19 protein-coding genes are annotated in these 22,572 nt (G+C 68.5%); 7 read left to right on the plus strand and 12 right to left on the minus strand.

Features of this window, described 5'->3' with window-relative positions; translation table 11 throughout:
• Nucleotides 1–487 precede the first annotated feature (487 nt).
• The 3 genes from ACGF8A_RS08805 to thyX all read right to left on the minus strand — a co-directional run bounded on the left by ACGF8A_RS08805 (nt 488) and on the right by thyX (nt 4,196).
• Nucleotides 488–2,173 carry a ribonuclease J gene (locus tag ACGF8A_RS08805; protein WP_393105735.1) on the minus strand — a complete coding sequence of 562 codons (1,686 nt, stop codon included), beginning with the start codon at nt 2,171–2,173 and terminating at the stop codon, nt 488–490.
• 154 nt (nt 2,174–2,327) lie between these two features.
• Nucleotides 2,328–3,227: a 4-hydroxy-tetrahydrodipicolinate synthase gene (gene dapA, locus ACGF8A_RS08810; protein ID WP_393105737.1), complete on the minus strand. Its 900-nt coding sequence runs from the start codon at nt 3,225–3,227 to the stop codon at nt 2,328–2,330.
• Between the two features lie 210 nt (nt 3,228–3,437).
• Nucleotides 3,438–4,196, minus strand: a complete 759-nt coding sequence (thyX, locus tag ACGF8A_RS08815) for an FAD-dependent thymidylate synthase (protein WP_393105739.1) — start codon at nt 4,194–4,196, stop codon at nt 3,438–3,440.
• 212 nt (nt 4,197–4,408) lie between these two features.
• On the opposite strand from thyX, the gene ACGF8A_RS08820 reads away from it, so the two are divergent.
• Nucleotides 4,409–4,648, plus strand: a complete 240-nt coding sequence (locus ACGF8A_RS08820) for a hypothetical protein (protein WP_393105741.1) — start codon at nt 4,409–4,411, stop codon at nt 4,646–4,648.
• A 102-nt stretch (nt 4,649–4,750) separates the two neighbouring features.
• Nucleotides 4,751–5,305: a hypothetical protein gene (locus ACGF8A_RS08825; protein ID WP_393106232.1), complete on the plus strand. Its 555-nt coding sequence runs from the start codon at nt 4,751–4,753 to the stop codon at nt 5,303–5,305.
• A 27-nt stretch (nt 5,306–5,332) separates the two neighbouring features.
• Here ACGF8A_RS08825 and ACGF8A_RS08830 read toward each other — a convergent pair whose 3' ends face one another.
• From ACGF8A_RS08830 to rpsO, 5 genes are all read right to left on the minus strand, one after another.
• Entirely contained in the window at nt 5,333–5,785 is a 453-nt protein-coding gene (locus ACGF8A_RS08830) for a hypothetical protein (RefSeq protein WP_393105743.1), read from the minus strand.
• An 11-nt stretch (nt 5,786–5,796) separates the two neighbouring features.
• Nucleotides 5,797–6,549 carry a 4-hydroxy-tetrahydrodipicolinate reductase gene (gene dapB / locus ACGF8A_RS08835; protein ID WP_393105745.1) on the minus strand — a complete coding sequence of 251 codons (753 nt, stop codon included), beginning with the start codon at nt 6,547–6,549 and terminating at the stop codon, nt 5,797–5,799.
• A 41-nt stretch (nt 6,550–6,590) separates the two neighbouring features.
• A complete protein-coding gene (locus tag ACGF8A_RS08840; protein ID WP_393105747.1) occupies nt 6,591–7,970 on the minus strand; it encodes a M16 family metallopeptidase in 1,380 nt (459 codons plus the stop codon).
• Nucleotides 7,967–10,189, minus strand: a complete 2,223-nt coding sequence (locus ACGF8A_RS08845) for a polyribonucleotide nucleotidyltransferase (protein WP_393105749.1) — start codon at nt 10,187–10,189, stop codon at nt 7,967–7,969. Before ACGF8A_RS08845 ends, ACGF8A_RS08840 begins: the two co-directional genes overlap by 4 nt.
• A 379-nt stretch (nt 10,190–10,568) precedes the next feature.
• Nucleotides 10,569–10,856 carry a 30S ribosomal protein S15 gene (gene rpsO / locus ACGF8A_RS08850; RefSeq protein ID WP_004924725.1) on the minus strand — a complete coding sequence of 96 codons (288 nt, stop codon included), beginning with the start codon at nt 10,854–10,856 and terminating at the stop codon, nt 10,569–10,571.
• A gap of 274 nt (nt 10,857–11,130) precedes the next feature.
• Here rpsO and ACGF8A_RS08855 point away from each other — a divergent pair, with 274 nt between their 5' ends.
• Nucleotides 11,131–11,415: a DUF397 domain-containing protein gene (locus tag ACGF8A_RS08855; protein ID WP_393105751.1), complete on the plus strand. Its 285-nt coding sequence runs from the start codon at nt 11,131–11,133 to the stop codon at nt 11,413–11,415.
• Nucleotides 11,416–11,463: 48 nt separating this feature from the next.
• Here ACGF8A_RS08855 and ACGF8A_RS08860 read toward each other — a convergent pair whose 3' ends face one another.
• Both ACGF8A_RS08860 and eccD read right to left on the minus strand, forming a co-directional pair.
• On the minus strand, nt 11,464–12,981 hold the full coding sequence (locus ACGF8A_RS08860) for a PQQ-binding-like beta-propeller repeat protein (protein WP_393105753.1): 1,518 nt from the start codon (nt 12,979–12,981) through the stop codon (nt 11,464–11,466).
• Between the two features lie 59 nt (nt 12,982–13,040).
• Nucleotides 13,041–14,546, minus strand: a complete 1,506-nt coding sequence (gene eccD / locus ACGF8A_RS08865; protein ID WP_393105755.1) for a type VII secretion integral membrane protein EccD — start codon at nt 14,544–14,546, stop codon at nt 13,041–13,043.
• 295 nt (nt 14,547–14,841) lie between these two features.
• Between eccD and eccCa the strand changes: the two genes are divergently transcribed.
• The 4 genes from eccCa to ACGF8A_RS08885 all read left to right on the plus strand — a co-directional run bounded on the left by eccCa (nt 14,842) and on the right by ACGF8A_RS08885 (nt 21,749).
• Nucleotides 14,842–18,822, plus strand: a complete 3,981-nt coding sequence (gene eccCa / locus ACGF8A_RS08870; protein WP_393105757.1) for a type VII secretion protein EccCa — start codon at nt 14,842–14,844, stop codon at nt 18,820–18,822.
• A gap of 104 nt (nt 18,823–18,926) precedes the next feature.
• Complete coding sequence (locus ACGF8A_RS08875; protein WP_393105759.1) at nt 18,927–19,370, plus strand: hypothetical protein; 444 nt, start codon at nt 18,927–18,929, stop codon at nt 19,368–19,370.
• Between the two features lie 9 nt (nt 19,371–19,379).
• Nucleotides 19,380–21,176, plus strand: coding sequence for an alpha/beta hydrolase (locus tag ACGF8A_RS08880; protein ID WP_393105761.1), 1,797 nt, complete (start codon nt 19,380–19,382; stop codon nt 21,174–21,176).
• Between the two features lie 42 nt (nt 21,177–21,218).
• Complete coding sequence (locus tag ACGF8A_RS08885; protein ID WP_393105763.1) at nt 21,219–21,749, plus strand: hypothetical protein; 531 nt, start codon at nt 21,219–21,221, stop codon at nt 21,747–21,749.
• An 85-nt stretch (nt 21,750–21,834) separates the two neighbouring features.
• Here ACGF8A_RS08885 and ACGF8A_RS08890 read toward each other — a convergent pair whose 3' ends face one another.
• Both ACGF8A_RS08890 and ACGF8A_RS08895 read right to left on the minus strand, forming a co-directional pair.
• Nucleotides 21,835–22,137, minus strand: a complete 303-nt coding sequence (locus ACGF8A_RS08890; RefSeq protein WP_393105765.1) for a WXG100 family type VII secretion target — start codon at nt 22,135–22,137, stop codon at nt 21,835–21,837.
• Nucleotides 22,138–22,217: 80 nt separating this feature from the next.
• On the minus strand, nt 22,218–22,556 hold the full coding sequence (locus ACGF8A_RS08895) for a WXG100 family type VII secretion target (RefSeq protein WP_393105767.1): 339 nt from the start codon (nt 22,554–22,556) through the stop codon (nt 22,218–22,220).
• Nucleotides 22,557–22,572 lie beyond the last annotated feature (16 nt).

Here is a 22,572-nt window from a genome sequence, read left to right on the forward strand (position 1 = left end):
CATCACGAGAGCGGAACCACCGGAGGAATAATCCGATGGTTCACAGCGTCCTCGCTGTGTTTTTCAAAGGAACCTCGCCCCGGCTGATGCCGGAGACGGGGTATCAACATATCTGGCGTTGACTTTTGGCACGCTGTTGAGTTCTCAAGGAACGGACGCTTCCTTTGTACTCACCCGAGATTCCCTCTCGCGGCTTTCCTCCGGGCGCTTCCCTTCGGTCTTGCGTTTCCGACTCTATCAGATCTTTTCTCGACCCGATTTCCTCGGTGCTTTCAAGGTACTCGCTTCCGCGTTTCCCTTTCCGGCGCTTCCGACTTTATCAGAGACTCTGAGTCGGAATTCCCGCCCCGCTCCGGAGAGTGTCTCCGGCGCACGGAGTGGCCGGGTTCCCGGGGGAGCGAGCCGTAAACGTACTGGAGCGGGGCGCCCCGATGCAAATCGAGGCGCCCCGCTCCAAGTCCGCGCATACGAAGGGGTCGTACGCCGGTCAGACCTCCACGACCACTGGCAGGATCATCGGCCTGCGGCGGTAGGTGTCGGAGACCCACTTGCCCAGCGTGCGGCGGATCAGCTGCTGCAACTGGTGGGGCTCCACGACGCCGTCCTGGGCGGAGCGCTCCAGGACTTCGGTGATCTTCGGGAGGACGTCGACGAAGGCCGAGTCGTCGATGCCGGAGCCACGGGCCTGGACGTGCGGGCCACCCGTGATCTTGCCGGTGGACGAGTCCACGACGACGAAGACCGAGATGATGCCCTCCTCACCGAGGATCTTGCGGTCCTTCAGCGCGGGCTCGCCGACGTCGCCGACGGACAGGCCGTCGACGTAGACGTAGCCGGCCTGGACCTTGCCGGAGATCTTCGCCTTGCCCTCGACGAGGTCGACGGCGACGCCGTCCTCGGCGATCACGATGCGGTCGTGCGGGACGCCGGTGAGGGCGCCCAACTCGGCGTTCGCACGCAGGTGGCGCCATTCGCCGTGGACCGGCATCAGGTTGCGCGGCCTGCAGATGTTGTAGAAGTACAGGAGCTCGCCCGCCGACGCGTGGCCGGAGACGTGCACCTTGGCGTTGCCCTTGTGGACGACGTTGGCGCCCCAGCGGGTCAGGCCGTTGATCACGCGGTAGACCGCGTTCTCGTTGCCGGGGATCAGGGACGACGCCAGGATCACCGTGTCGCCGTCGACGATCCGGATCTGGTGGTCCCGGTTGGCCATGCGCGAGAGCGCGGCCATCGGTTCACCCTGCGATCCCGTGCAGACGAGGACCACCTCGCTGTCCGGGAGGTCGTCCAGCGTCTTGACGTCGACCACGAGGCCCGGCGGGACCCTCAGGTATCCGAGGTCCCTGGCGATGCCCATGTTGCGGACCATGGAGCGGCCGACGAAGGCGACCCTGCGGCCGTACTCGTGGGCGGCGTCCAGGATCTGCTGGATGCGGTGGACGTGGCTGGCGAAGCTCGCCACGATGATCCGCTTGCGGGCGGACCCGAAGACCTGGCGGAGGACGTTGGAGATGTCGCGCTCGGGCGGTACGAAGCCCGGGACCTCGGCGTTCGTCGAGTCCGAGAGGAGAAGGTCGATGCCCTCTTCGCTCAGGCGTGCGAACGCGTGCAGGTCCGTGAGGCGGCCGTCCAGCGGGAGCTGGTCCATCTTGAAGTCGCCGGTGTGCACGACCATGCCGGCGGGCGTGCGGATGGCGACCGCGAGCGCGTCCGGAATGGAGTGGTTGACCGCGACGAACTCGCAGTCGAAGGGGCCGACGCGCTCGCGGTGGCCCTCGGCGACCTCGAGCGTGTAGGGGCGGATGCGGTGTTCCTGGAGCTTGGCCTCGATCAGGGCGAGGGTCAGCTTGGAGCCGATCAGTGGAATGTCCGGCTTCTCGCGGAGCAGGAAGGGGACACCGCCGATGTGGTCCTCGTGGCCATGCGTGAGGACGATGCCCTCGATGTCGTCGAGGCGGTCCCGGATGGACGAGAAGTCCGGCAGGATCAGGTCGATTCCGGGCTGTTCCTCCTCGGGGAAGAGCACTCCGCAGTCGACGATCAGCAGGCGGCCGCCGTACTCGAAGACCGTCATGTTGCGGCCGATCTCGCCGAGGCCGCCGAGCGGGGTGACCCGCAGGCCGCCTTCGGGGAGCGGCGGGGGCGAGCCGAGTTCAGGATGCGGATGACTCAAAAGACTCTCCTCACCACACGCGCCACGTACCGGTGGGGCACGTGGCGCGCGTGACGTTCGTGCAGAAGCAGTTGTCGTTGTGGGGCGCGGGCACCGGTGGCCCGCCTATTCAGTTGTGAAGTCCCTACGCGCCCGTTCGGGGCGAAGTCTGTTGTCAGAGCTGTACCCCGCCGGCAGCAAGATCGATCTTGAGTTGCTCGATCTCCTGAGGCGTGAGCTCGACCATGGGCGGCCGCAGGGGGCCGCCGGGCAGTCCCTGGAGGGCCAGCGCGGCCTTGGTGGTCATGACGCCCTGCGTGCGGAACATGCCGGTGTAGACCGGGAGCAGCTTCTGGTGGATCTCCGTCGCCTTCTGGACGTCCCCGCTGGTGTACGCCTCGACCAGCTCGCGCAGCTCGGGGGTGACCACGTGGCCGACGACGGAGACGAAGCCGACGGCGCCCACGGAGAGCAGCGGCAGGTTGAGCATGTCGTCGCCGGAGTACCAGGCGAGGCCGGAGCGGGCGATGGCCCAGCTGGCGCGGCCGAGGTCGCCCTTGGCGTCCTTGTTGGCGACGATCCGCGGGTGCTCGGCGAGCCTGACCAGCGTCTCCGTGTTGATCGGGACGCCGCTGCGGCCGGGGATGTCGTAGAGCATGACTGGCAGCCCGGCGGCGTCGGCGACAGCGGCGAAGTGCCGGTACAGCCCCTCCTGCGGGGGCTTGTTGTAGTACGGCGTCACGACCAGCAGGCCGTGTGCGCCGGTGCGCTCCGCCGCGCGCGCCAGCTCGATGCTGTGGTGCGTGTCGTTCGTGCCGACGCCGGCGACGACGTGGGCGCGGTCGCCCACGGCCTCCAGGACGGCTCGTACGAGGTCCGCTTTCTCCGCGTCGCTGGTGGTCGGGGACTCGCCGGTGGTGCCGTTGATGATCAGGCCGTCGTTGCCTGCGTCCACCAGGTGCCTGGCGAGCCGCTGCGCGCCGTCGAGGTCAAGTGCGCCGTCCGCCGTGAAGGGCGTGACCATGGCGGTAAGGACCCGCCCGAAGGGGGTCTGCGGAGTGGAGGTCGGAGCCATGGGTTACACGCTACTCGTTGCTCAGGGCGCGGTCTTCCCTCGGGGGGCGGGAAAAGTCCGGACAAATATGGAGCCCGGCACTGCCTGCTCGGGGGTTCAAGCAGTGCCGGGTCCGTTTGATCAGGCTAGATGAACTTCTCTAAATGCCGCAATACGGACACTTCGCCTGACTGACCCGCACATCTGTGCTGCCTGGGAAACAGGCGTGCGTTACGGCGCCACCCGGCCGTTGGCATTGAAGGCGGCGTACGTGAGCGGCATGAGCCTGGCCCACTCCGCCTCCATCTTCTCGCCGACCATCTCGATCTCGCGCTGCGGGAAGGACGGGACCTGGGCGAGTTCGTGCTGGGTGCGCAGCCCGAGGAAGTGCATCAGCGAGCGGGCGTTGCACGTGGCGTACATCGAGGAGAACAGGCCGACCGGGAGCACCGCGCGGGCCACCTCACGGGCGACGCCTGCGGCGAGCATCTCCTGGTAGGCCTCGTAGGCCTGGCGGTACGAGTCCTCCATGACGCGGCCGACCAGCTCCTGCTGGGCCCGGGTGCCCTCGACGAAGCGGTACTTGCCGGGGCGGCCCTCCTGGACCAGCTTGCGGGACTCGTCGGGGACGTAGAAGACCGGCTGGAGCTCGCGGTACCGGCCCGACTCCTCGTTGTAGGACCAGCCCACGCGGTGGCGCATGAACTCGCGGAAGACGAAGATCGGGGCGCTGATGAGGAAGGTCATCGAGTTGTGCTCGAAGGGGCTGCCGTGCCGGTCCCGCATCAGGTAGTTGATGAGGCCCTTGGAGCGCTCGGGGTCCTTGCTCAGTTCGTCCAGGGACTGCTCACCGCGGGTCGAGACGCGGGCGGCGAAGAGCACGTCGGCGTCCGCGGCGGTGTGCTTCACCAGCTCGACGGTGACATCGCTACGGAAGCTCGGCTTGACGTCCGGAGCGTCCTGGGCTGCGTCGGCGGGGGTGTCGGTCACGGCTTGGAGGGTCCCTTCCATCACTTCTCTGGGGCGGCGCCCACTCTACGGCCCGGCACCGACATCGGGGCGTTCGGTGCCGGGCCGCGACATCTTCGGTGACCTCGGCGAAAGTTCCGCCAATCCGGCATAACCGGGCACCTTTTGCGGCACCCGCTCGTCTGTGTTGGTGACAGCGATTCGTTCGAGTCCAGAGAGGAGCAGGACCCCCGATGTTCCGTCGGCGCGAGCCCGTACCCTTCGCCTTCCTCGCCGAAGCAGAGCGGTTCCGCAGCAATGTCACTCCCCCGCCCCGCGAGCGTGCCTCCCTCGGGGAGATGGCCGGGCGCTGGCTGATGGGGCTCACCATCGTGGCCGGGCTCGCCGGCTCCCTGATCATCGGGACCCCGGCGCTGGAGCAGGACCACTTGTCCACGCCGACGCAGCAGTCCCAGGCGGCCGACGGCCGCTGAGCGTGCTCCTGACTCGGACGGACCCCCGAGGGTGGTGAGGGGCGGCACGGGTCGATAGCCTCACCGGGCACAGCCCATGCATGGATGAGTGAGGACCCAGCCGTGCCCCTGCCCTTTCTGACGGCCGACAGCGACTTCGACACAGCGGACGATGCCGCGCTGCCGTTCGACGACCGCGACCGCTGGCGGCGGCCCTACCGCCCCGGCCCCTGGCGGGTGGGCATGGCCGCGGTCTGGCTGCTGCTCGCCTCGTACGTGCTGTTCGCGGCCGTGATCATCGCCCTGACCGACTCGCTGTCGGCCTCCGCCGTGGTCTTCGGCCTCGCCCTGGTGGTCATCGCCATCGCCCTGCGGCTGCTGCGCATGGGCGTGTGGGTGAGCGCGCACGGCCTGCGGCAGGTGCGCCTGCTGCACACCCGGACGATGCCGTGGGACCGGGTCGCGGCGGTGCGGACGGTGCAGCAGCCTGTGCGCTGGCTGGGGCTGCCGCGCACGGTGCAGGGTCAGGCGCTGGTCCTCGTACGCAAGGGCCGCTCGGCGGACGACGCGCCGTACCTGCTGACCACGCACAACGCCGACTTCCTGGCACGTTCGGGGGCGTTCGACCGGGCGGCGGACGCCGTGGAGGCGTGGGCCGCGGAGTACCGGCAGGGCTGAGCACCCTCCCCCGGTCAGCGCCGGGCGTCAGGCCTGGACGGGCCTGCCGTCGTGGAGGGCGATGGCTCGCTGCATCGCCTTGCGGGCCCGTGGGGTGTCGCGGGCGTCCTGATAGGCGACGGCCAGGCGGAACCAGGTGCGCCAGTCGTCCGGCGCCGCTTCCGTCTCGGCCTTGCGCCGGGTGAAGACCTCGTCGGCCGAGTCACGGTCGATACGGCCGCTGGGCAGCCGCTTGAGCTCGTCGACCGGCAGGCCGCCCTCGGCGTCGAGTTCGGCGGCGAGCCGGTTGGCCCGGCGGACGAACTGGGTGTTCTTCCACAGGAACCACAGGCCGATGACCGGCAGGATCAGCACGGCCACACCGAAGGTGACGGCGAGGAGCGTGCCGGTCTTGATGAGCAGCACGCCACGGCTGCCGACCAGGACGAAGTAGAAGACCAGGACGGCGGCCGTGACGAGGTAGGAGAGCTTCGCGCGCATGAGGGTCCGGTTCAGTCCAGGTCCAGGAAGTGTTCCAGGCCGAAGGTGAGCCCTGGGGTGCTCACCACGCGGCGGGCGCCCAGCAGGATGCCCGGCATGAAGCTGCTGTGGTGCAGCGAGTCGTGTCGCACGGTGAGGGTCTCGCCCTCACCGCCGAGCAGCACCTCCTGGTGCGCGAGCAGACCGCGCAGGCGCACCGCGTGCACGGGCACGCCGTCCACGTCGGCACCGCGCGCCCCCTCCAGGGCCGTGACCGTGGCGTCCGGCGCGGGCGCCGAGCCCGCCTTGGCGCGGGCCTCGGCGATGAGCTGGGCGGTGCGGGTCGCGGTGCCGCTGGGGGCGTCGGCCTTGCCCGGGTGGTGCAGCTCGACGACCTCGACGGACTCGAAGTACGGCGCGGCGATCTGCGCGAACTTCATCGTGAGGACGGCTCCGATGGAGAAGTTGGGTGCGATCAGCACGCCCGTCTCCGGGGACTGGTCCAGCCAGCCGCGCAGCTGCGCGAGGCGCTCGTCGGTCCAGCCCGTGGTGCCGACCACGGCGTGGATGCCGTGCCGTACGCAGAAGTCGAGGTTGCCCATCACCGAGGCGGGGGTGGTGAGTTCGACGGCTACCTGGGCGCCGGTCTCGGCCAGTGTCTCCAGCTTGTCACCACGGGAGAGGGCGGCGACCAGCTCCATGTCCTCCGCGGCCTCGATGGCCCGTACCGCCTCGGAACCGATGCGGCCCTTGGCGCCGAGTACCGCCACGCGCAGCTTGCTCATGTTCATGCTTCCTTACCGACTTACCGATGACGGGTACGGGGTCAGGCGACGGCGTCGTGCAGACGCGCTGCCTGCTTTTCCTTCAGCGGGCCGATGACCGAGAGCGAGGGCCGCTGTCCGAGGATGTCGCGCGCGACGGCGCGGACCTCGTCCGGGGTCACCGCCGCTATCCGCGCCAGCATGTCGTCGACGGACATCTGCTCGCCCCAGCACAGCTCGCTCTTGCCGATACGGTTCATCAGTGCGCCGGTGTCTTCCAGGCCGAGCACCGTGGAGCCGCGGAGCTGGCCGACGGCGCGCTCGATCTCGTCGTCGGCCAGGCCGTGCCCGGCGACGCGGTCGAGTTCGTCGCGGCAGATCTTCAGCACGTCGTGCACCTGCGACGGCCGGCAACCGGCGTACACGCCGAAGAGGCCGCAGTCGGCGAAGCCGGAGGTGTACGAGTAGACGCTGTAGGCGAGGCCGCGCTTCTCCCGTACCTCCTGGAAGAGCCGTGACGACATCCCGCCGCCGAGGGCGGTGTTCAGCACGCCGAGGGCCCAGCGGCGGTCGTCGGTGCGGGCCAGACCCGGCATGCCCAGCACAAGGTGAGCCTGCTCGGTCTTGCGGCCGATCAGCTCCACGCGGCCGGTGGCGCGGATGGCGCGGCGGCCGTCACGCGGGGCGATGGGCTGGGCGGCGGGGTCCTTGAGGGCGCCGGCCTTCTCGAAGGCCGCGCGGACCAGTCGTACGACCTTGTTGTGGTCGACGTTGCCGGCGCAGGCGACCACGAGGTGGGTCGGGTCGTAGTGCTTCTTGTAGAACCGGCGGATGCGGTCGGCGGTGAGGGCGTTGACCGTGTCGACCGTGCCGAGTACCGGGCGGCCGAGCGCGTTGTCGCCGAACATCGTGTGCGCGAACAGGTCGTGCACGCAGTCGCTCGGGTCGTCCTCGGTCATCGCGATCTCTTCGAGGATCGCGCCGCGCTCGACGTTGACGTCCTCTTCGAGGATGAGCGAGCCGGTCAGCATGTCGCAGACGACGTCGATGGCGAGCGGCAGGTCGGCGTCGAGCACCCGTGCGTAGTAGCAGGTGTACTCCTTCGCCGTGAACGCGTTCATCTCGCCGCCGACCGCGTCGAGCGCGGAGGAGATGTCCAGGGCACTTCTGCGCTGCGTGCCCTTGAAGAGCAGATGCTCCAGGTAGTGCGTGGCGCCGTTCAGGGCGGGCGTCTCGTCACGGGAGCCGACGTGCGCCCAGATGCCGAAGGTGGCCGAGCGCACGGAGGGCAGGGTCTCGGTGACGATGCGCAGGCCACCGGGCAGGGTGGTCTTGCGTACGGTGCCGATGCCGGCCGTGCCCGGGATGAGGGTTTGGGTACGGGCGACGGCCCGCGCCTCCGAGGAGGGGCGGGCCGTCACCTTGGAGCCACGGGACGTCACTGGTCGGCGTCGTCCTTCTTGTCGGCGTCGGAGCCTTCCTCGCCCTCGATGACCGGGATGAGGGAGAGCTTGCCGCGGGAGTCGATCTCGGCGATCTCGACCTGGACCTTGTGGCCCACGCCGAGCACGTCCTCGACGTTCTCCACGCGCTTGCCGCCGGCCAGCTTGCGGATCTGCGAGATGTGCAGCAGGCCGTCCTTGCCGGGCAGCAGGGAGACGAACGCGCCGAAGGTGGTCGTCTTCACGACGGTGCCCAGGTAGCGCTCGCCGACCTCGGGCATCGTCGGGTTGGCGATGCCGTTGATCGTGGCGCGGGCGGCCTCGGCGGACGGGCCGTCGGCGGCACCGATGTAGATCGTGCCGTCGTCCTCGATGGTGATCTCGGCGCCCGTGTCCTCCTGGATCTGGTTGATCATCTTGCCCTTGGGGCCGATGACCTCACCGATCTTGTCGACCGGGATCTTCACGGTGATGATCCGCGGCGCGTTCGGGGACATCTCGTCGGGCCGGTCGATGGCCTCCATCATCACGTCGAGGATGTGGAGACGCGCGTCCCGGGCCTGCTTCAGGGCGGCGGCGAGCACGGAGGCCGGGATGCCGTCCAGCTTGGTGTCGAGCTGGAGGGCGGTCACGAACTCCTTGGTGCCGGCGACCTTGAAGTCCATGTCGCCGAAGGCGTCCTCCGCACCGAGGATGTCGGTGAGGGTGACGTAGTGCGTCTCGCCCTCGATCTCCTGGGAGATCAGGCCCATCGCGATACCGGCGACCGGGGCCTTCAGCGGCACACCGGCGTTCAGCAGCGACATGGTGGAGGCGCAGACCGAGCCCATGGACGTCGAGCCGTTGGAGCCGAGGGCCTCGGACACCTGACGGATCGCGTACGGGAACTCCTCGCGCGTGGGCAGCACCGGCACCAGGGCACGCTCGGCGAGGGCGCCGTGACCGATCTCGCGGCGCTTCGGGGAACCGACGCGGCCGGTCTCACCGGTGGAGTACGGCGGGAAGTTGTAGTTGTGCATGTAGCGCTTGCGGGTCACCGGGGAAAGGGTGTCCAGCTGCTGCTCCATGCGGAGCATGTTCAGGGTGGTGACGCCCAGGATCTGGGTCTCGCCACGCTCGAACAGCGCGGAGCCGTGGACCCGCGGGATGGCCTCGACCTCGGCGGCGAGCGTACGGATGTCCGTCACGCCACGGCCGTCGATGCGCTTCTTCTCCTTGATGACGCGCTCACGGACCAGGGACTTGGTCAGCGAGCGGTACGCGGCGGAGATCTCCTTCTCGCGGCCCTCGAACTCCGGCAGGAGCTTCTCGGCGGCGAGGGTCTTCACACGGTCCAGCTCGGACTCGCGCTCCTGCTTGCCGGCGATGGTGAGCGCCTGGGCGAGCTCGGGCCTGACGGCGGCGGTGAGCGCCTCCAGGACGTCGTCCTGGTAGTCCAGGAAGATCGGGAACTCACCGGTCGGCTTGGCGGCCTTGGCGGCGAGGTCCGACTGTGCCTTGCACAGGACCTTGATGAAGGGCTTCGCGGCGTCCAGACCGGCGGCGACGACCTCCTCGGTCGGCGCCTCGGAGCCGCCCTCGACCAGCTTGATGGTCTTATCGGTGGCCTCGGCCTCGACCATCATGATCGCGACGTCGCCGTCCTCCAGGACGCGGCCCGCGACGACCATGTCGAAGACGGCGTCCTCGAGCTCGGTGTGCGTCGGGAAGGCCACCCACTGGCCGCGGATCAGCGCGACGCGGACGCCGCCGATCGGGCCGGAGAAGGGCAGACCGGCCAGCTGCGTGGACGCGGAGGCGGCGTTGATCGCCACGACGTCGTACAGGTGGTCGGGGTTGAGCGCCATGATCGTGGCGACCACCTGGATCTCGTTGCGCAGGCCCTTCTTGAAGGACGGGCGCAGCGGGCGGTCGATGAGGCGGCAGGTGAGGATCGCGTCCTCGCTGGGCCGGCCCTCACGGCGGAAGAAACTGCCGGGGATCTTGCCGGCGGCGTACATCCGCTCCTCGACGTCCACCGTGAGCGGGAAGAAGTCGAGCTGGTCCTTGGGCTGCTTGGAGGCGGTGGTGGCCGACAGCACCATCGTGTCGTCGTCCAGGTACGCCACGGCGGAACCGGCGGCCTGCTTGGCCAGGCGGCCCGTCTCGAAGCGGATGGTGCGGGTGCCGAAGGCGCCGTTGTCGATCACGGCTTCGGCGTAGTGGGTCTCGTTCTCCACTAGCGATTTCTCCTCGTCTTCGTCCCTCTCGCCCGTGTTGACGGGGGGACGGTGGCGGAGAAGCGCTCCGTCTGGTGCGGGCCGGTCTTCGATCGAAGCACCCGGGTCTCTTTCCCCCGGGGGCCACTACCGAGGACCGGCGGCGGCGAGGTGCGCTCCTCCTCGTTCGTCTTGTGATCCCGCCTACCCCGATGGCCGGGCGGGATCACGCGGTGTCGTGCGTACTGCGTCTTGCTTACTGCGTCTTGCTTACTGCGTCTTGCTTACTGCGTCTTGCTTACTGCGTTGTGCTACCACACTACAAAGGGGTGGTGACACTCCGCACGTACAGCAAAGGGAGCGGCCCCCTCGAAGTGGGAACCGCTCCCTCCACGGCGTCCTACTTGGCGCCCGCCGCACCGCGGCGGATGCCGAGGCGGTCGACCAGCGCACGGAAGCGCTGGATGTCCTTCTTGGCGAGGTACTGCAGCAGCCGGCGGCGCTGACCGACCAGGATCAGCAGACCACGGCGGGAGTGGTGGTCGTGCTTGTGGGTCTTGAGGTGCTCCGTCAGGTCGGAGATCCGACGGGACAGCAGAGCGACCTGGACCTCGGGGGAGCCGGTGTCACCCTCCTTGGTACCGAACTCGGAGATGATCTGCTTCTTCACTGCGGCGTCGAGCGACACTCGTACTCCTCATAGTCTGTGATGGCCACCGAGTGCCCCCGGTCTGCGTCTCGGGGGAGCTTCCATGACTCGGAAGGCGGGGATCCGCTGGGCGCGGCCTCCAGGGCCTGGGGCTCCGGGGGCGCGTACACATACGGCCGTCAGCCAGGGTACCAGCAGGTGGGGACCGCTCCGCCCACGGTCTTCGAAGCACCCCGCCGGCGGCCTGGCGGCCACTAGGGTGAGCGGTCGGATCGTCATCGGTACGTGCACGTCGGGAAGGGGTCGCTGCTCAATGGCGGAGACGGAAGCGGAGATGAAGGCGCGCAAGGAGCGCGAGCGGGACGAGCTGTACGCGCTCGACATCTCGGGCGTCGAGTGGCACAGCGCGCCGGGCACCGAGGAGCACGAGGAGCGGGTCGAGATCGCCTACCTGCCGGACGGCGCCGTGGCCATGCGGTCGTCGCTCGACCCCGGGACCGTGCTGCGGTACACGGAGGCGGAGTGGCGGGCGTTCGTGCTGGGGGCGCGGGACGGGGAGTTCGATCTGGAGGCGGCGCCGGGGGGCGGGGAGCAGTAGGCGGGTTCCTGTGCGGCGGCCCGTACATCGGCCGCCGCGTCGCCTGGGTCACGGGCTCTTGCGCGCGTTGCTCTCGATGCCGAGGGCGAGGTAGATCCAGGCCTTCCCGGTGGTGGGGCCGTCGACCCTCTTGACCCCGAAGAAGAGGCGCCCGTTCTGGACGACGATGTGGTTGTGCTCCGTCGTCGCCATCAGACGGGCCTCGTACGGGAGCTCGAAGTAGAAGTAGGGCGTCTCCTTGCCGGTCCTGGCGTCGAGACTCACGAGCGCGTTGGGTGCGATGTGATCGTCGGTCTCGCGCAGGGCGAGCAGCCGGTCGCCGCTCATCCGCAACGGGTAGAGCAGCGATCCGGGACCCGAGTCGAACTTCGTCGTGGTCCGGCCGGTCGCCAGGTCGAAACCGATCACCCAGTTGGAGTTGGCCGTCTCGCCCGATTCCTTGCTGCGCAGGAAGACCTGATCGTCACCGACGGCGATGGTCGGGCAGTCGTCGACGACCAGATAGTCGTCGAACGCGCACTCTCCCCGATACGTGCCGCCCTGGAGGCGGATCGTGGCGCGGCTGTTTCCCTTGTCGTCGAGGGAGAGCAACTCGGAGATCCCGATCTCCCCGGCCTCGACGGCGAGGACGGGCGGGTCCGCGGAGGGAATGGCCAGTCCCCCGATGCCCTTGGCGGCGGAGTAGGTCCACAGGACCTCACCCGTCCGCGGATCGACTTTGCGTGCCTTGTAGGTGGTGCGCCCCTCGGGCAGGCTCGCGTGATCGCCCCAGCACTGCTGACGGACGAGCAGTGCGCGACCGCCGGCCGCGCCCATGTCCTGGCAGGCACCGGTGGAGGTCGTGCGCCAGCGGCGCTCACCGGTGTCCATGGCGTACGCGTCGGTGCCACCGCCCCAGGTCACCACGACCGCGCCCTGGGCGAGGGTCACGCTCGGGGTGGCCTGGTACTGGCCGCTGTCGGGCTGCTCGGGATGGTCGCCGGAGGCGGAGACGGAGAAGTCGCTCTCCCAGACCTTGCGGCCGTCGTCGAGGTCGAAGAACGCCACGCGGTCGCAGAACGCGTCCTCTTGTTCGCTCTCCCGGAAGAGAACTGCCGTGCGGTTCTCGACTGTGACGTGGCGGGTGTAGCCGCAAATCGGACCGTCGAGGGGGAGCTTCCACTTCTCGTCGCCGGGTGCGGTGTCCGTGCCTATGGCCAGGCCGACGAGAGTCTTGTTGATGCCCTTGGCGAGGATCTTGTCGGTGGCCCACATGCCCGGCATCTCGTAGTGCTCACCGGGGCTCATGTCGTCCACGGAGAAGCGGAACGCCATCTTGCCGACGGTGCTCGCGGGCCGCTTCTCCACGGTCTCGCGGACATCGAGGCGGCTCTGTCCCGTGGCCTCCGCCCCGGTCCCTGAGCCACCGCTGTCGCCGCCCCAGAGAAGCCAGCCGCCGGTACCGAGGGCCACGACGAGTACGACGGCCAGCGGCCACACCAGCAGCTTCCGGCGGCGCTCGGCGCGGGCGGCCTGCGCGGATCTCGCGGACTGCGTGTATACGGACGGTGGCGGACCGAAACTCAACGCTCGGGGTTCCTTTCAGTGCCGTGTGGATGGCTCGTCGCCTGCTTGTCCTGCGGCGATCAGCTCGTCATCGCCCGGGCAGCCGCGTACACGTCGAAGACGGCCAGCGCCAACGGCACCAGGGTCAGCAGGACGAAGCCCTCGGCGATCTCCGTGAAGCGGCCCCAGAAGGGGGTGACGCCGCTCCGCGATGCGGTCAGGCCGATCGCGGTGACGATGGCGGCGACCGCCGCGATCGCCGCGACGAGCCAGATCGTGCGGATGTCGAGGTCGGTGCGGTCACCCGTGAGGGCGTCGCGGACCGCCGGCAGAGGCGGGTTGAGCGCCAGGCCGATGCCGAGCAGTACGAGGGATCCGAGGCCGGCGGCCAGGAGGGGGGCGACCTGGGCGGTGTACCGGAAGAGCTGGGCACGCATCAGCAGGGCGACGCCCACGGCGAGCGCGAGCAGCTGGGCCCAGACGCCGTCGGAGAAGCCGAGGACGGCGCAGGAGCCGACCGCGATCAGCGCGCAGCCGCCGACGAGGCCGACCAGGAGTTCGTGGCCGCGGCGGGCCTGGGCGGTGATCCGCTCGACGTCGACCGGCTCCTGGGGGGCCGCATCGGTGCCGTAAGCGCTGCGCGGCATGGAGGCCTGGGCGTCGAAGCCGATCGGGATCCGGGCGAAGCGCACGGACAGGCCGGGCAGGAAGGCCAGGGCGCCCACCGCGACGGGGGCGCTCAGAGCGGCGACCTCCGTAGGGGTCCAGTGCGCGAGGATTCCCGCGAGCACGGCGGCCAGGGTCACACCGGAAGCGACGGCACACGCGACGAACGCGCCGTCCCCGCCCGGCGAGCACAGGGTGAGCAACACCGCGGCGAGCAGCACCGCCGCGCAGGCCAGGAGGAACTGGAGCTTGCCGATGCCCAGTCCGTCGGCGAGCGGCAGGAGCCCGGAGCCCGCCGCCCCGATGTTCGGCAGTGCGCCGAGGCCCAGGGCGACGGCGGTGGACCGGTCGTCGTACACACGAGCCCGTACACAGGCGAGGGCGACCAGGAGGACGCCGGCGACGGCGGCGAGGACTCCGGGCAGCCCGTGCATGTCGTGGCGCGGGTCGCCCGACCAGGCCACGAAGGCGAGCAGGGCAGGCAGGACTGCGCCGCCGACGAGGCCCGCGGCGCGGGTCAGGTCCGCGCCCCACAGGGTGTGCTCGCGGGTCACGGCCGCGGCGACCGCCTCGGACACGTCGTCGTAGACGGCGGGGGGCAGCGAGTCGGAGAAGGGTCGCAGCGACAGGAGTTCGCCGTCGAGAATGTGCTGCGCGGCGAACGAGCGCGAGCCGTCGAGGACCCTGCCGTCCCGGCGTACGAGGTGGTAGCCGACCGGCGCGCCCTCGGCGGGGCGCTGGCGGGAGAGCCTGAGGATCTCGGGGTAGAGGTCGACGACCGGTACGTCGTCGGGCAGGGCCACATCGATCCTGCTGTCGGGCGCGACGATGGTGACCCGGCAGAAGCCGAGCCCGTTTCCGGGCGCGGCTCCTGCCCCCGGTCCTCCCGCGGTGGTTGCCCCGGAGGCCGTCATGCTCACCTGCTGCTCCCCCCTGAGTGATGGTTCCGAGCCGGCGGCGTGAAGAACGTGCGCCGGTTCGCGCGCCGCGCGACCAGCAGGTCCGGCCGGGCGGCCGAACGGCCGCCGTCGGGCACCGAACCGCGCGGAATGTCCGGTCTCCCGGGACCCGCGCCGCATGTGCTCACGCGAACATCCGGCACCTTACCGCCCTCTCGTCGCCGCAGAAGTCAGTAGGATCACGCGGCGGCCTGCGTCCGCCTGACACGGGGTGGCGGACGGTACTTACCGGGGCCGGCAAGGGAATTGGTGAGCAGTGAGCCACATCGTCGTCAAGCGCCCTCCTCGGTCGCTGCCGTCCGAGGTGCCCACGGGCGAGATCGCCGTGCAGCCTCCGCCCGAGCTGCCACGGGGGTATCAGGAGAGCGTGCTGCTGCAACTGCTGCCGACGCTCGGCATGGGCGGATCGGTGGTCTTCTTCTTCACGAGCGGGCAGCCGTTCATGAGGATCATGGGCATCGTCATGATCGCCTCGACCATCGCCATGTCCATCGCGATGGTGGTCCGCTTCCGCCGGGGTACCCAGGGGCAGTTGGCCGACCTGCGCCGCGACTACCTGGGCTACCTGGCCCAGATCCGCGGCACCACGCTCGCCACCGCACGGGCGCAGCGGGACGCGCAGTACTACCTCCATCCCTCCCCCGAACAGTTGTGGGCGCTGGTCGCCGAGGGCAGCCGAGTGTGGGAACGACGGCCGGGCGACGAGGACTTCGCCCAGGTACGCATCGGGCTCGGCCCCCAGGCGCTCGCCACCGCGCTCATCGCCCCGGAGACCGGGCCCGCCGAGCAGCTGGAGCCACTGACGGCGGGTGCCCTGCGGCGCTTCCTCGCCGCCCACAGCACCCTGGACGACCTTCCGATGGCCGTCTCCCTGCGTGCCTTCTACCACATGACGATCAGCGGCGAGCCGCAGTCGGTACGGTCCTCCGCCCGGGCCCTGGCCGGTTCGCTGGCCGCCCTGCACTCCCCCGAGGACCTGGTCGTCGTCGTCGCCACGGGCCGGGACGAGCTCGCGCACTGGGAGTGGGCCAAGTGGCTCCCGCACGTCCAGGCGCCGGACGCCGTGGACGGCGCGGGCAGCCGTCGACTCATCGGCACCGACGCGCGGGAACTGGAGAACCTGATCGCGTCCCGGCTCAGCGGCCGCCCCCGCTTCCATCCGAACGCCACGCACCTGCCGGACGAGCCCCACATCCTCGTAGTCCTCGACGGCGTTTCGCTGCCGCCGGACTCGCTTCTCGCCAACCCCGAGGGTCTGCAGGGAGTTTCGGTCCTCGAAGTGGCCCCCGGCGAGCCTGCCGGATCCGGTGGCCAACTCTCCATCGTGGTGGGGCCGGGCACGCTGCGTCTGGAGTCGGTCCACGGTGCCGTCTACGAGGGGAAACCCGATGTCCTGTCGTACGAGTCCGCGGAAGTCCTCGCGCGCCAACTGGCCCCGCTGCGGATGGCGTCCGGCGGTGACGACGACGAACCACTGCTGGCCAACCTGGAGTTCACCGATCTGCTGAACCTCGGCGACGCGGCGTCCGTCGACACCCGGGTCACCTGGCGGCAGCGTTCGCTCGCCGAGCGGCTGCGGGTGCCGATCGGCGTCGGCGAGGACGGCCGCCCCGTGATGCTCGACCTCAAGGAGGCGGCACAGGAGGGAATGGGCCCGCACGGCCTGTGCGTCGGCGCGACCGGCTCCGGCAAGTCCGAACTGCTCCGCACACTGGTACTGGGCCTTGCGGTCACCCACTCCTCAAAGACGCTGAACTTCGTCCTCGCGGACTTCAAGGGCGGCGCCACCTTCGCCGGAATGGCGCAGATGCCGCACGTCGCGGCCGTGATCACCAACCTCGCGGACGACCTGACCCTGGTCGACCGCATGGGTGACTCCATCCGCGGCGAGCTCAACCGCCGGCAGGAGATGCTGCGGGACGCGGGTAACTACGCCAACATCCACGACTACGAGAAGGCCCGGGCGGCTGGCGCGGCCCTGCAGCCCCTCCCCTCCCTGGTGCTGGTGATCGACGAGTTCAGCGAACTGCTGACGGCGAAGCCGGACTTCATCGAAATGTTCGTGCAGATCGGCCGTATCGGGCGCTCACTCGGCGTGCACCTGTTGCTGGCGTCGCAGCGCCTGGAGGAGGGCCGGCTGCGCGGGCTGGAGACGTACCTGTCGTACCGCATCGGTCTGCGCACCTTCTCGGCTGCGGAGTCGCGCGCGGCGCTGGGCGTGCCGGACGCGTACCAACTGCCGAACGTGCCGGGTTCCGGCTTCCTGAAGTTCGGCACGGACGAAATGGTGCGATTCAAAGCCGCGTACGTCTCCGGGGTCTACCGGTCGGGCGGGCAGCCGGCGTCGCCGGCCGGCGGTCCGCTGCCGGTGGACCGGCGGCCGGTGCTGTTCACGGCGGCGGAGGTGCCGGTGCGGTACGCGCAGGTGCCCCAGCAGAGGTCCGGCGGAGACGAGCCGGAGGTCGACGAGGCGCTCGCGGACACGGTGCTCGACGTGATCGTGCGGCGGCTGGAGGCGCAGGGTCCGGCGGCCCACCAGGTGTGGCTGCCGCCGCTGGACAGCCCGCCCTCGCTCGACGCACTCCTGCCCGGGCTCACCGCGGTGCCCGACCGGGGCCTCACCCAGCCGGGCTACGAGGGCGCGGGCCGCCTCGTCGTGCCGGTCGCCCTGGTGGACAAACCGTACGAGCAGCGCCGCGACGCTCTCCGGGTGGACTTCTCCGGCGCGGCCGGCCACATGCAGATCCTCGGCGGCCCGCAGTCCGGCAAGTCGACCCTGCTGCGTGCGCTGATCTGCTCCTTCGCCCTCACCCACACGCCCTACGAGGTCCAGTTCTACGGCCTCGACTTCGGCGGTGGCGGCATGGCGGCGGTGGCCGGTCTGCCGCACGTCGGCGGGGTGGCCTCGCGGCTCGATCCGGAGCGGGTGCGGCGCACGGTGGCCGAGGTGTACGGCGTGCTGACCCGCCGCGAGGAGTACTTCCGCTCGGCCGGGATCTCGTCGATGGCGGACTTCCGGACCCGCCGCGCCCGGGGCGAGATCTCGGTCACGGACCAGCCGTGGGGAGATGTCTTCCTGGTCGTCGACGGCTGGGGCAACTTCAAGTCGGACTACGAGGCGCTGGAACCGATCGTCCTGGAGATGGCGGCGCGTGGCCTCGGCTACGGCGTCCACGTCGTCCTGACGGCGTCGCGGTCGATGGAGGTCCGGGCGAACCTCAAGGACCACCTGATGAACCGCCTCGAACTGCGGCTCGGTGACACGATGGACTCCGAGCTGGACCGCAAGGTGGCCGCCAACGTGCCGGTGGGCGTACCCGGCCGCGGTCAGTCACCGCAGAAGATGCACTTCATGGCGGCGGTGCCGCGCATCGACGGACTCACTTCGGACACGGACCTCGCCGACGCCACGCAGGCGCTCGCCGCCGAGGTCTCCCGGCACTGGCAGGCGACGCCCGCTCCCGAAGTACGTCTCCTCCCGCGCGAGTTCCCGGCCACCGGGCTACCTCCGGGCAACCGCCTCCCGAAGCGCGGCATCGCCTTCGCCCTGGACGAGGACAATCTCGAGCCCGTCTTCGTCGACTTCGAGCAGGACCCGTTCTTCCTCGTCTTCGGCGAGAGCGAGTCGGGCAAGTCGAACCTGCTGCGGCTGCTGATCAAGCAGCTGACGGAACGCTACTCGGGCGACGAGTGCAAGCTGTTCGTGGTGGACAACCGGCGCTCGCTGCTGAGCGTGACTCCGGACTCGCACCTTGCCGAGTACATTCCCATGTCCAACGCCATGGACCACCACATGGCGGCCCTGGCCGACCTGATGAAACGCCGATCGCCCTCGGGCGACGTGACCGCACGGCAGTTGCGGGACCGGAGCTGGTGGCAGGGGCCGACGGTGTACGTCGTCGTCGACGACTACGACCTGGTGTCGACGTCGAGCGGAAACCCGCTGTCCGGACTGACGGAACTGCTGCCCTTCGCCCGCGACGTCGGTGTCCGCTTCATCATCGCCCGCTCGACGGCCGGCGCGGGGCGCGCCTCGTACGAGGCGTTCATGCAGCGGATCAAGGAGCTGGGGGCGCAGGGGGTGGTGCTGGCGGGCGACCCGAGCGAAGGCGACCTGCTGGGCGGGGTGCGGCCGCGGCCGATGCCTGCGGGGCGGGGGGTCTTCGTGTCGCGGCGGCGGGGGAAGCCGTTGGTGCAGGTGGGGCTGGTGGCGGAGACGGGTAGTGAAGGAGCGTGAACGAACATGCGGGTTAGGGTGCTTCGGCGTCCCCAACGATGAACTGCTTTACTGCTTTGTCCCGTTTGTGGAATCGACACGGGGATACGGGGAGGAGACCACGCATGGCGTGGGAAGAGTGGGAACAACTCAAGAGCGCGGCGGAGCAGCATTCCGCACAGATGCAACTGAACCAGGTACCGGTCGAACCGGGCGGCAGTGGCTCAGGCACGCTCGTGTCGAACAAACCGGCCTGGTCCAAAGCCGGTCAGGACGTCGACTCACTCCGTGATGACGTGAGCAGGGCCATGAGGAAGCTGGCAGAGGGCCAGAAGGGCGTCGGCAACGACGTCGGCTGTCTGACCGCGGGCGCTCAGACAGCCGTCTACGAATCATGGGAGCGCTATATCAAAAGCGTCAGCGGTCGCTGCAGCAAGATCTCTGCGCTTCTGGAGAAAGTGGGGAGTGACCAACTGAAGACCGACGAGGCTATCGAAGCCGAGATCGCCAGTCTCGCGGTTGCGTACGCGGACACTCCGGCCGTCGGCGGCCAAGCAACGGGGCGGTGACGAGACGTCATGGACCTCGCCACGCTGAAAGCGCTCAGGCCGACCGAGTATTCGGAAGCCGCGGACGGGTACCGCAGAACCTCTGACATGGCGTGCGCGGCCAAGGACCGCTTGGAGAACCAGATTGTCGTGGCCATGAGAATCTCCCTGAAGGGCGAGTCCGCAAGCGCCGCGGTCAAGCAACTGGGCGAATTGGCCCACAACTTCCACTACATGCAAGTCGAATGTGGCCTCGTGAGTTCGGCTTTGGAAGCCTTTTCCTACGAGATCGGAGCGGCAAAGAGCAAGCTGGACGCCGCCCTTGAAGGCGCGAGAACCGCAAAACTTACCGCAAACGCCGATGGTTCGATCACCTATCCGCCTGGAGGACAGAAGGGCGAGGACGGCAAGATCCCCCTGGGCGGTACCGTGAGCGGCTTCACCGATGCCACGGCCTCCGCCGTGGGTCGTCAGGCGGCAATTTTCGACCCCAATCCCCATCACCGGCTCGCGCAGACCTATGCGGACCAGATCGCCGTAGCTCTCAAGGAGGCCACAGAGGCCGACGAGAAGTGGGCGCCGAAGCTGCGTGCGCTGAAAGCTGACGACGACCTCACCGTCTCCGATAAGGATTGGGCCGACGCTTCCTTTGACACCAGCGGTGTACGTGACGCGGGCGAGAAGTACCTTGACTCACTCCCCCAGCCTCCCAAGGACGGTAGCCCTGAGCGCAACGCCACGTGGTGGAAGGGATTGTCCGCGGAGGAGCAGGCCGCTTGGATCTCCATGCAGCCGGCTGCAGTGGGCGCGCTCGACGGGCTGCCCGCACCCGTCCGGGACGAGGCCAATCGCATTGTGCTGGACGAGGCGCGGGGCAGGATGCAGATGGAGCTCAACTCCATCCCAAAGCCGCCGCTCAATGAGTGGACCTGGATTTCTGCCGGGGGCTACCCGTCCAAGGTTCACAGCGATGAGTGGATGCAGTGGCACAGCAAGTACGGCGACCAGTACGACCAGCTCACTCGCTCCCTCAAAGGGGTGCAGGCCATCCAGTCCCGCTTCGATGCGACGGGCACTAACGGACTCCCCGAGCCATACCTGTTGGGATTCAGCACCGAGGGTGACGGCCGCGCGATCATCGCCAACGGCAACCCGGACACCGCGGCTCATCGGGCGGTCTATGTGCCGGGTACGACGGCGGATCTGGACAGTATCGAAGGCGACATCAACCGGATGGTCAATGTATGGCACAGGGCCACTGAAGAGGCAGACGGAAAGCCTGTTTCCACTATCACCTGGCTGGGCTACGAAGCGCCGGACAAGGTCGCCACAGATGCCCCGTTCGAGCACTACGCCTACGACGGCGCACCAGCATTCCGGAATTTCATGGACGGAATCGAGGCATCACATTCAGGCACCGCCCCGTCGCACACGACCGTGATCGCGCATTCTTACGGAACCACCCTCGTGGGCGCCGCCGCAGAAACAGGGCATCTCCAGGCCGATGAAGTCATCTTCGCCGGCAGTCCCGGGGTCAAGGTCTCCCATGCGGAGGAGATGGATGTCCCCGAGGGACATGTGTGGAACGAAGAGGCCGAAGGGGACGTCGTGCCGGACCTTGGCCGATGGGGTCACGGGGGAGACGGTTTCATCATCCCTAGTGACCACGAATTCGGCGCCAACCAGATGACGACCGATACCGAAGGGCACAGCGATTACTGGAAAGGAGGCACCACGAGCTTGAGGAATCAGGCCCTAGTCATCGTCGGAAAGGGTGATGACGTGACGCTGGAGCCACCGCCTGACCCGTGGGCGCATGTGAAGTAGGCCAACACACATTTCCGGTTCGACAATCGTAAGGCTCTTGGCGTGAAGTCCAAACTGAGCGCGCTCTTGCTCGCCGCACCTCTTGCTCTCACTACGATCACGGGATGCAATTTGTCTGACGACACTTCCGATGAAATCCCATCCGCCGGCACGAGCACCTCGCGAGATGCCTCCGACGCGACGGAAAGGGTGTCCAGCGAGATCTACGAACTGATTGGCGTCAAGGGAAAGGCGTCCGACAGTCGCCCGACAGTCATGGACTGCCCAAAAAGGGACAGCAAGGAATACTTCCGCATCCTTCACTCCTGGAGTTTCTATCCCGCCGCGGCAAGCGACCTTGCAGTGGCCATGGAGCGACTCAAGACGGAACTGCCGAAAAATGGGTGGGAGATCGTCGAGTATGGGCCGGACACCAGCAAGAACCGGAATATCGCGTTGACCGCAGACAACGACAGGAACAAGGCTGGCGTTCACATCGTTCAGATGTCGAAGAACGATCCTCCGAAGCTGAGCCTGGATGTCGTATCGGGTTGCTACAAGGTCCCAGGTGGCGAGGAAGTCGAACGCTTCTGAGAGCCGTTCTCAAACTGACGCAATACGGCACCGGGGTGGGCGCCTCCCGTGCGCACCCACCCCGGCGCTGTGAAATTCCCTGCTGCTACATGAAGTAGCTCGCGCCCTTCAGGTCGCCGCCGCGGTAGTCGCCGCCGGCGCTGTGCACGCGCTGCGAGATCTGTACCAGCGCCGTGTGGATGCCTTGGGTGTGCTCGGCCCACTCCTTGGACTTCTTCTGGAACTCGTCGAACGCGTCACCTCCCCAGCCCGCCGAGACGTCGAGCACTGCCTTCCTCAGGGCCTCGAGGTCTTCCTCGAGCTTCTTGGCCTGGTTACCAAGCTCGGTGGCGAGCGCGTCCATGGTGCCGTAGGTGACGGCAAGTTCGTCGTAATGCGCTCCGGACATGATTCCCTCGTTTCTGTGACGCTGTCAGCCGGGCTGCGAGACCCGGGCGATCGGGCGGGCTGAGTGCCGACTGCGGTTCGTCAGTAGCTGTTGAATGCCGATGTCTTGCCGCCGAGGTCCTCGACCGAGATCTTGCGCATGTCCGCCTCGATCTGGTCTTCGAGGTTGCGCTTGTCGGTCTTGTTCATATGAATGCCCTCGAGGAAGTCGTCGAGCATCTTGCCGATCGCGACCATGTGGCCGTTGATCTCGGTCTGCTTCACGTTGAACGCGTGGGCTCCCTGGCCCCTCCATGCCTTCTCGATCATGTCGATCGTTCCCTGCAACTTCGCCAGCGACTGCCGGATGTTGTCGTAGCGATCGATGACCTCCGTCTGAAGCCGCTGAACGTCGCCTTCATTTAGCTTGCGGTCGACCATGTCGGCACTCCGTTTC

The organism is Streptomyces sp. NPDC047706 (assembly GCF_043204795.1).
Lineage (GTDB): Bacteria > Actinomycetota > Actinomycetes > Streptomycetales > Streptomycetaceae > Streptomyces.

Excerpts from the sequence above, each read along its gene's own strand:
- ACGF8A_RS08855 (WP_393105751.1), top strand. The coding sequence starts at position 11,131 with ATGGCGGAGACGGAAGCGGAGATGAAGGCGCGCAAGGAGCGCGAGCGG.
- ACGF8A_RS08880 (WP_393105761.1), top strand. The coding sequence starts at position 19,380 with ATGGACCTCGCCACGCTGAAAGCGCTCAGGCCGACCGAGTATTCGGAA.
- dapA (WP_393105737.1), bottom strand. The coding sequence starts at position 3,227 with ATGGCTCCGACCTCCACTCCGCAGACCCCCTTCGGGCGGGTCCTTACC.
- ACGF8A_RS08890 (WP_393105765.1), bottom strand. The coding sequence starts at position 22,137 with ATGTCCGGAGCGCATTACGACGAACTTGCCGTCACCTACGGCACCATG.
- ACGF8A_RS08895 (WP_393105767.1), bottom strand. The coding sequence starts at position 22,556 with ATGGTCGACCGCAAGCTAAATGAAGGCGACGTTCAGCGGCTTCAGACG.
- ACGF8A_RS08875 (WP_393105759.1), top strand. The coding sequence starts at position 18,927 with ATGGCGTGGGAAGAGTGGGAACAACTCAAGAGCGCGGCGGAGCAGCAT.
- ACGF8A_RS08830 (WP_393105743.1), bottom strand. The coding sequence starts at position 5,785 with ATGCGCGCGAAGCTCTCCTACCTCGTCACGGCCGCCGTCCTGGTCTTC.
- ACGF8A_RS08820 (WP_393105741.1), top strand. The coding sequence starts at position 4,409 with ATGTTCCGTCGGCGCGAGCCCGTACCCTTCGCCTTCCTCGCCGAAGCA.
- dapB (WP_393105745.1), bottom strand. The coding sequence starts at position 6,549 with ATGAGCAAGCTGCGCGTGGCGGTACTCGGCGCCAAGGGCCGCATCGGT.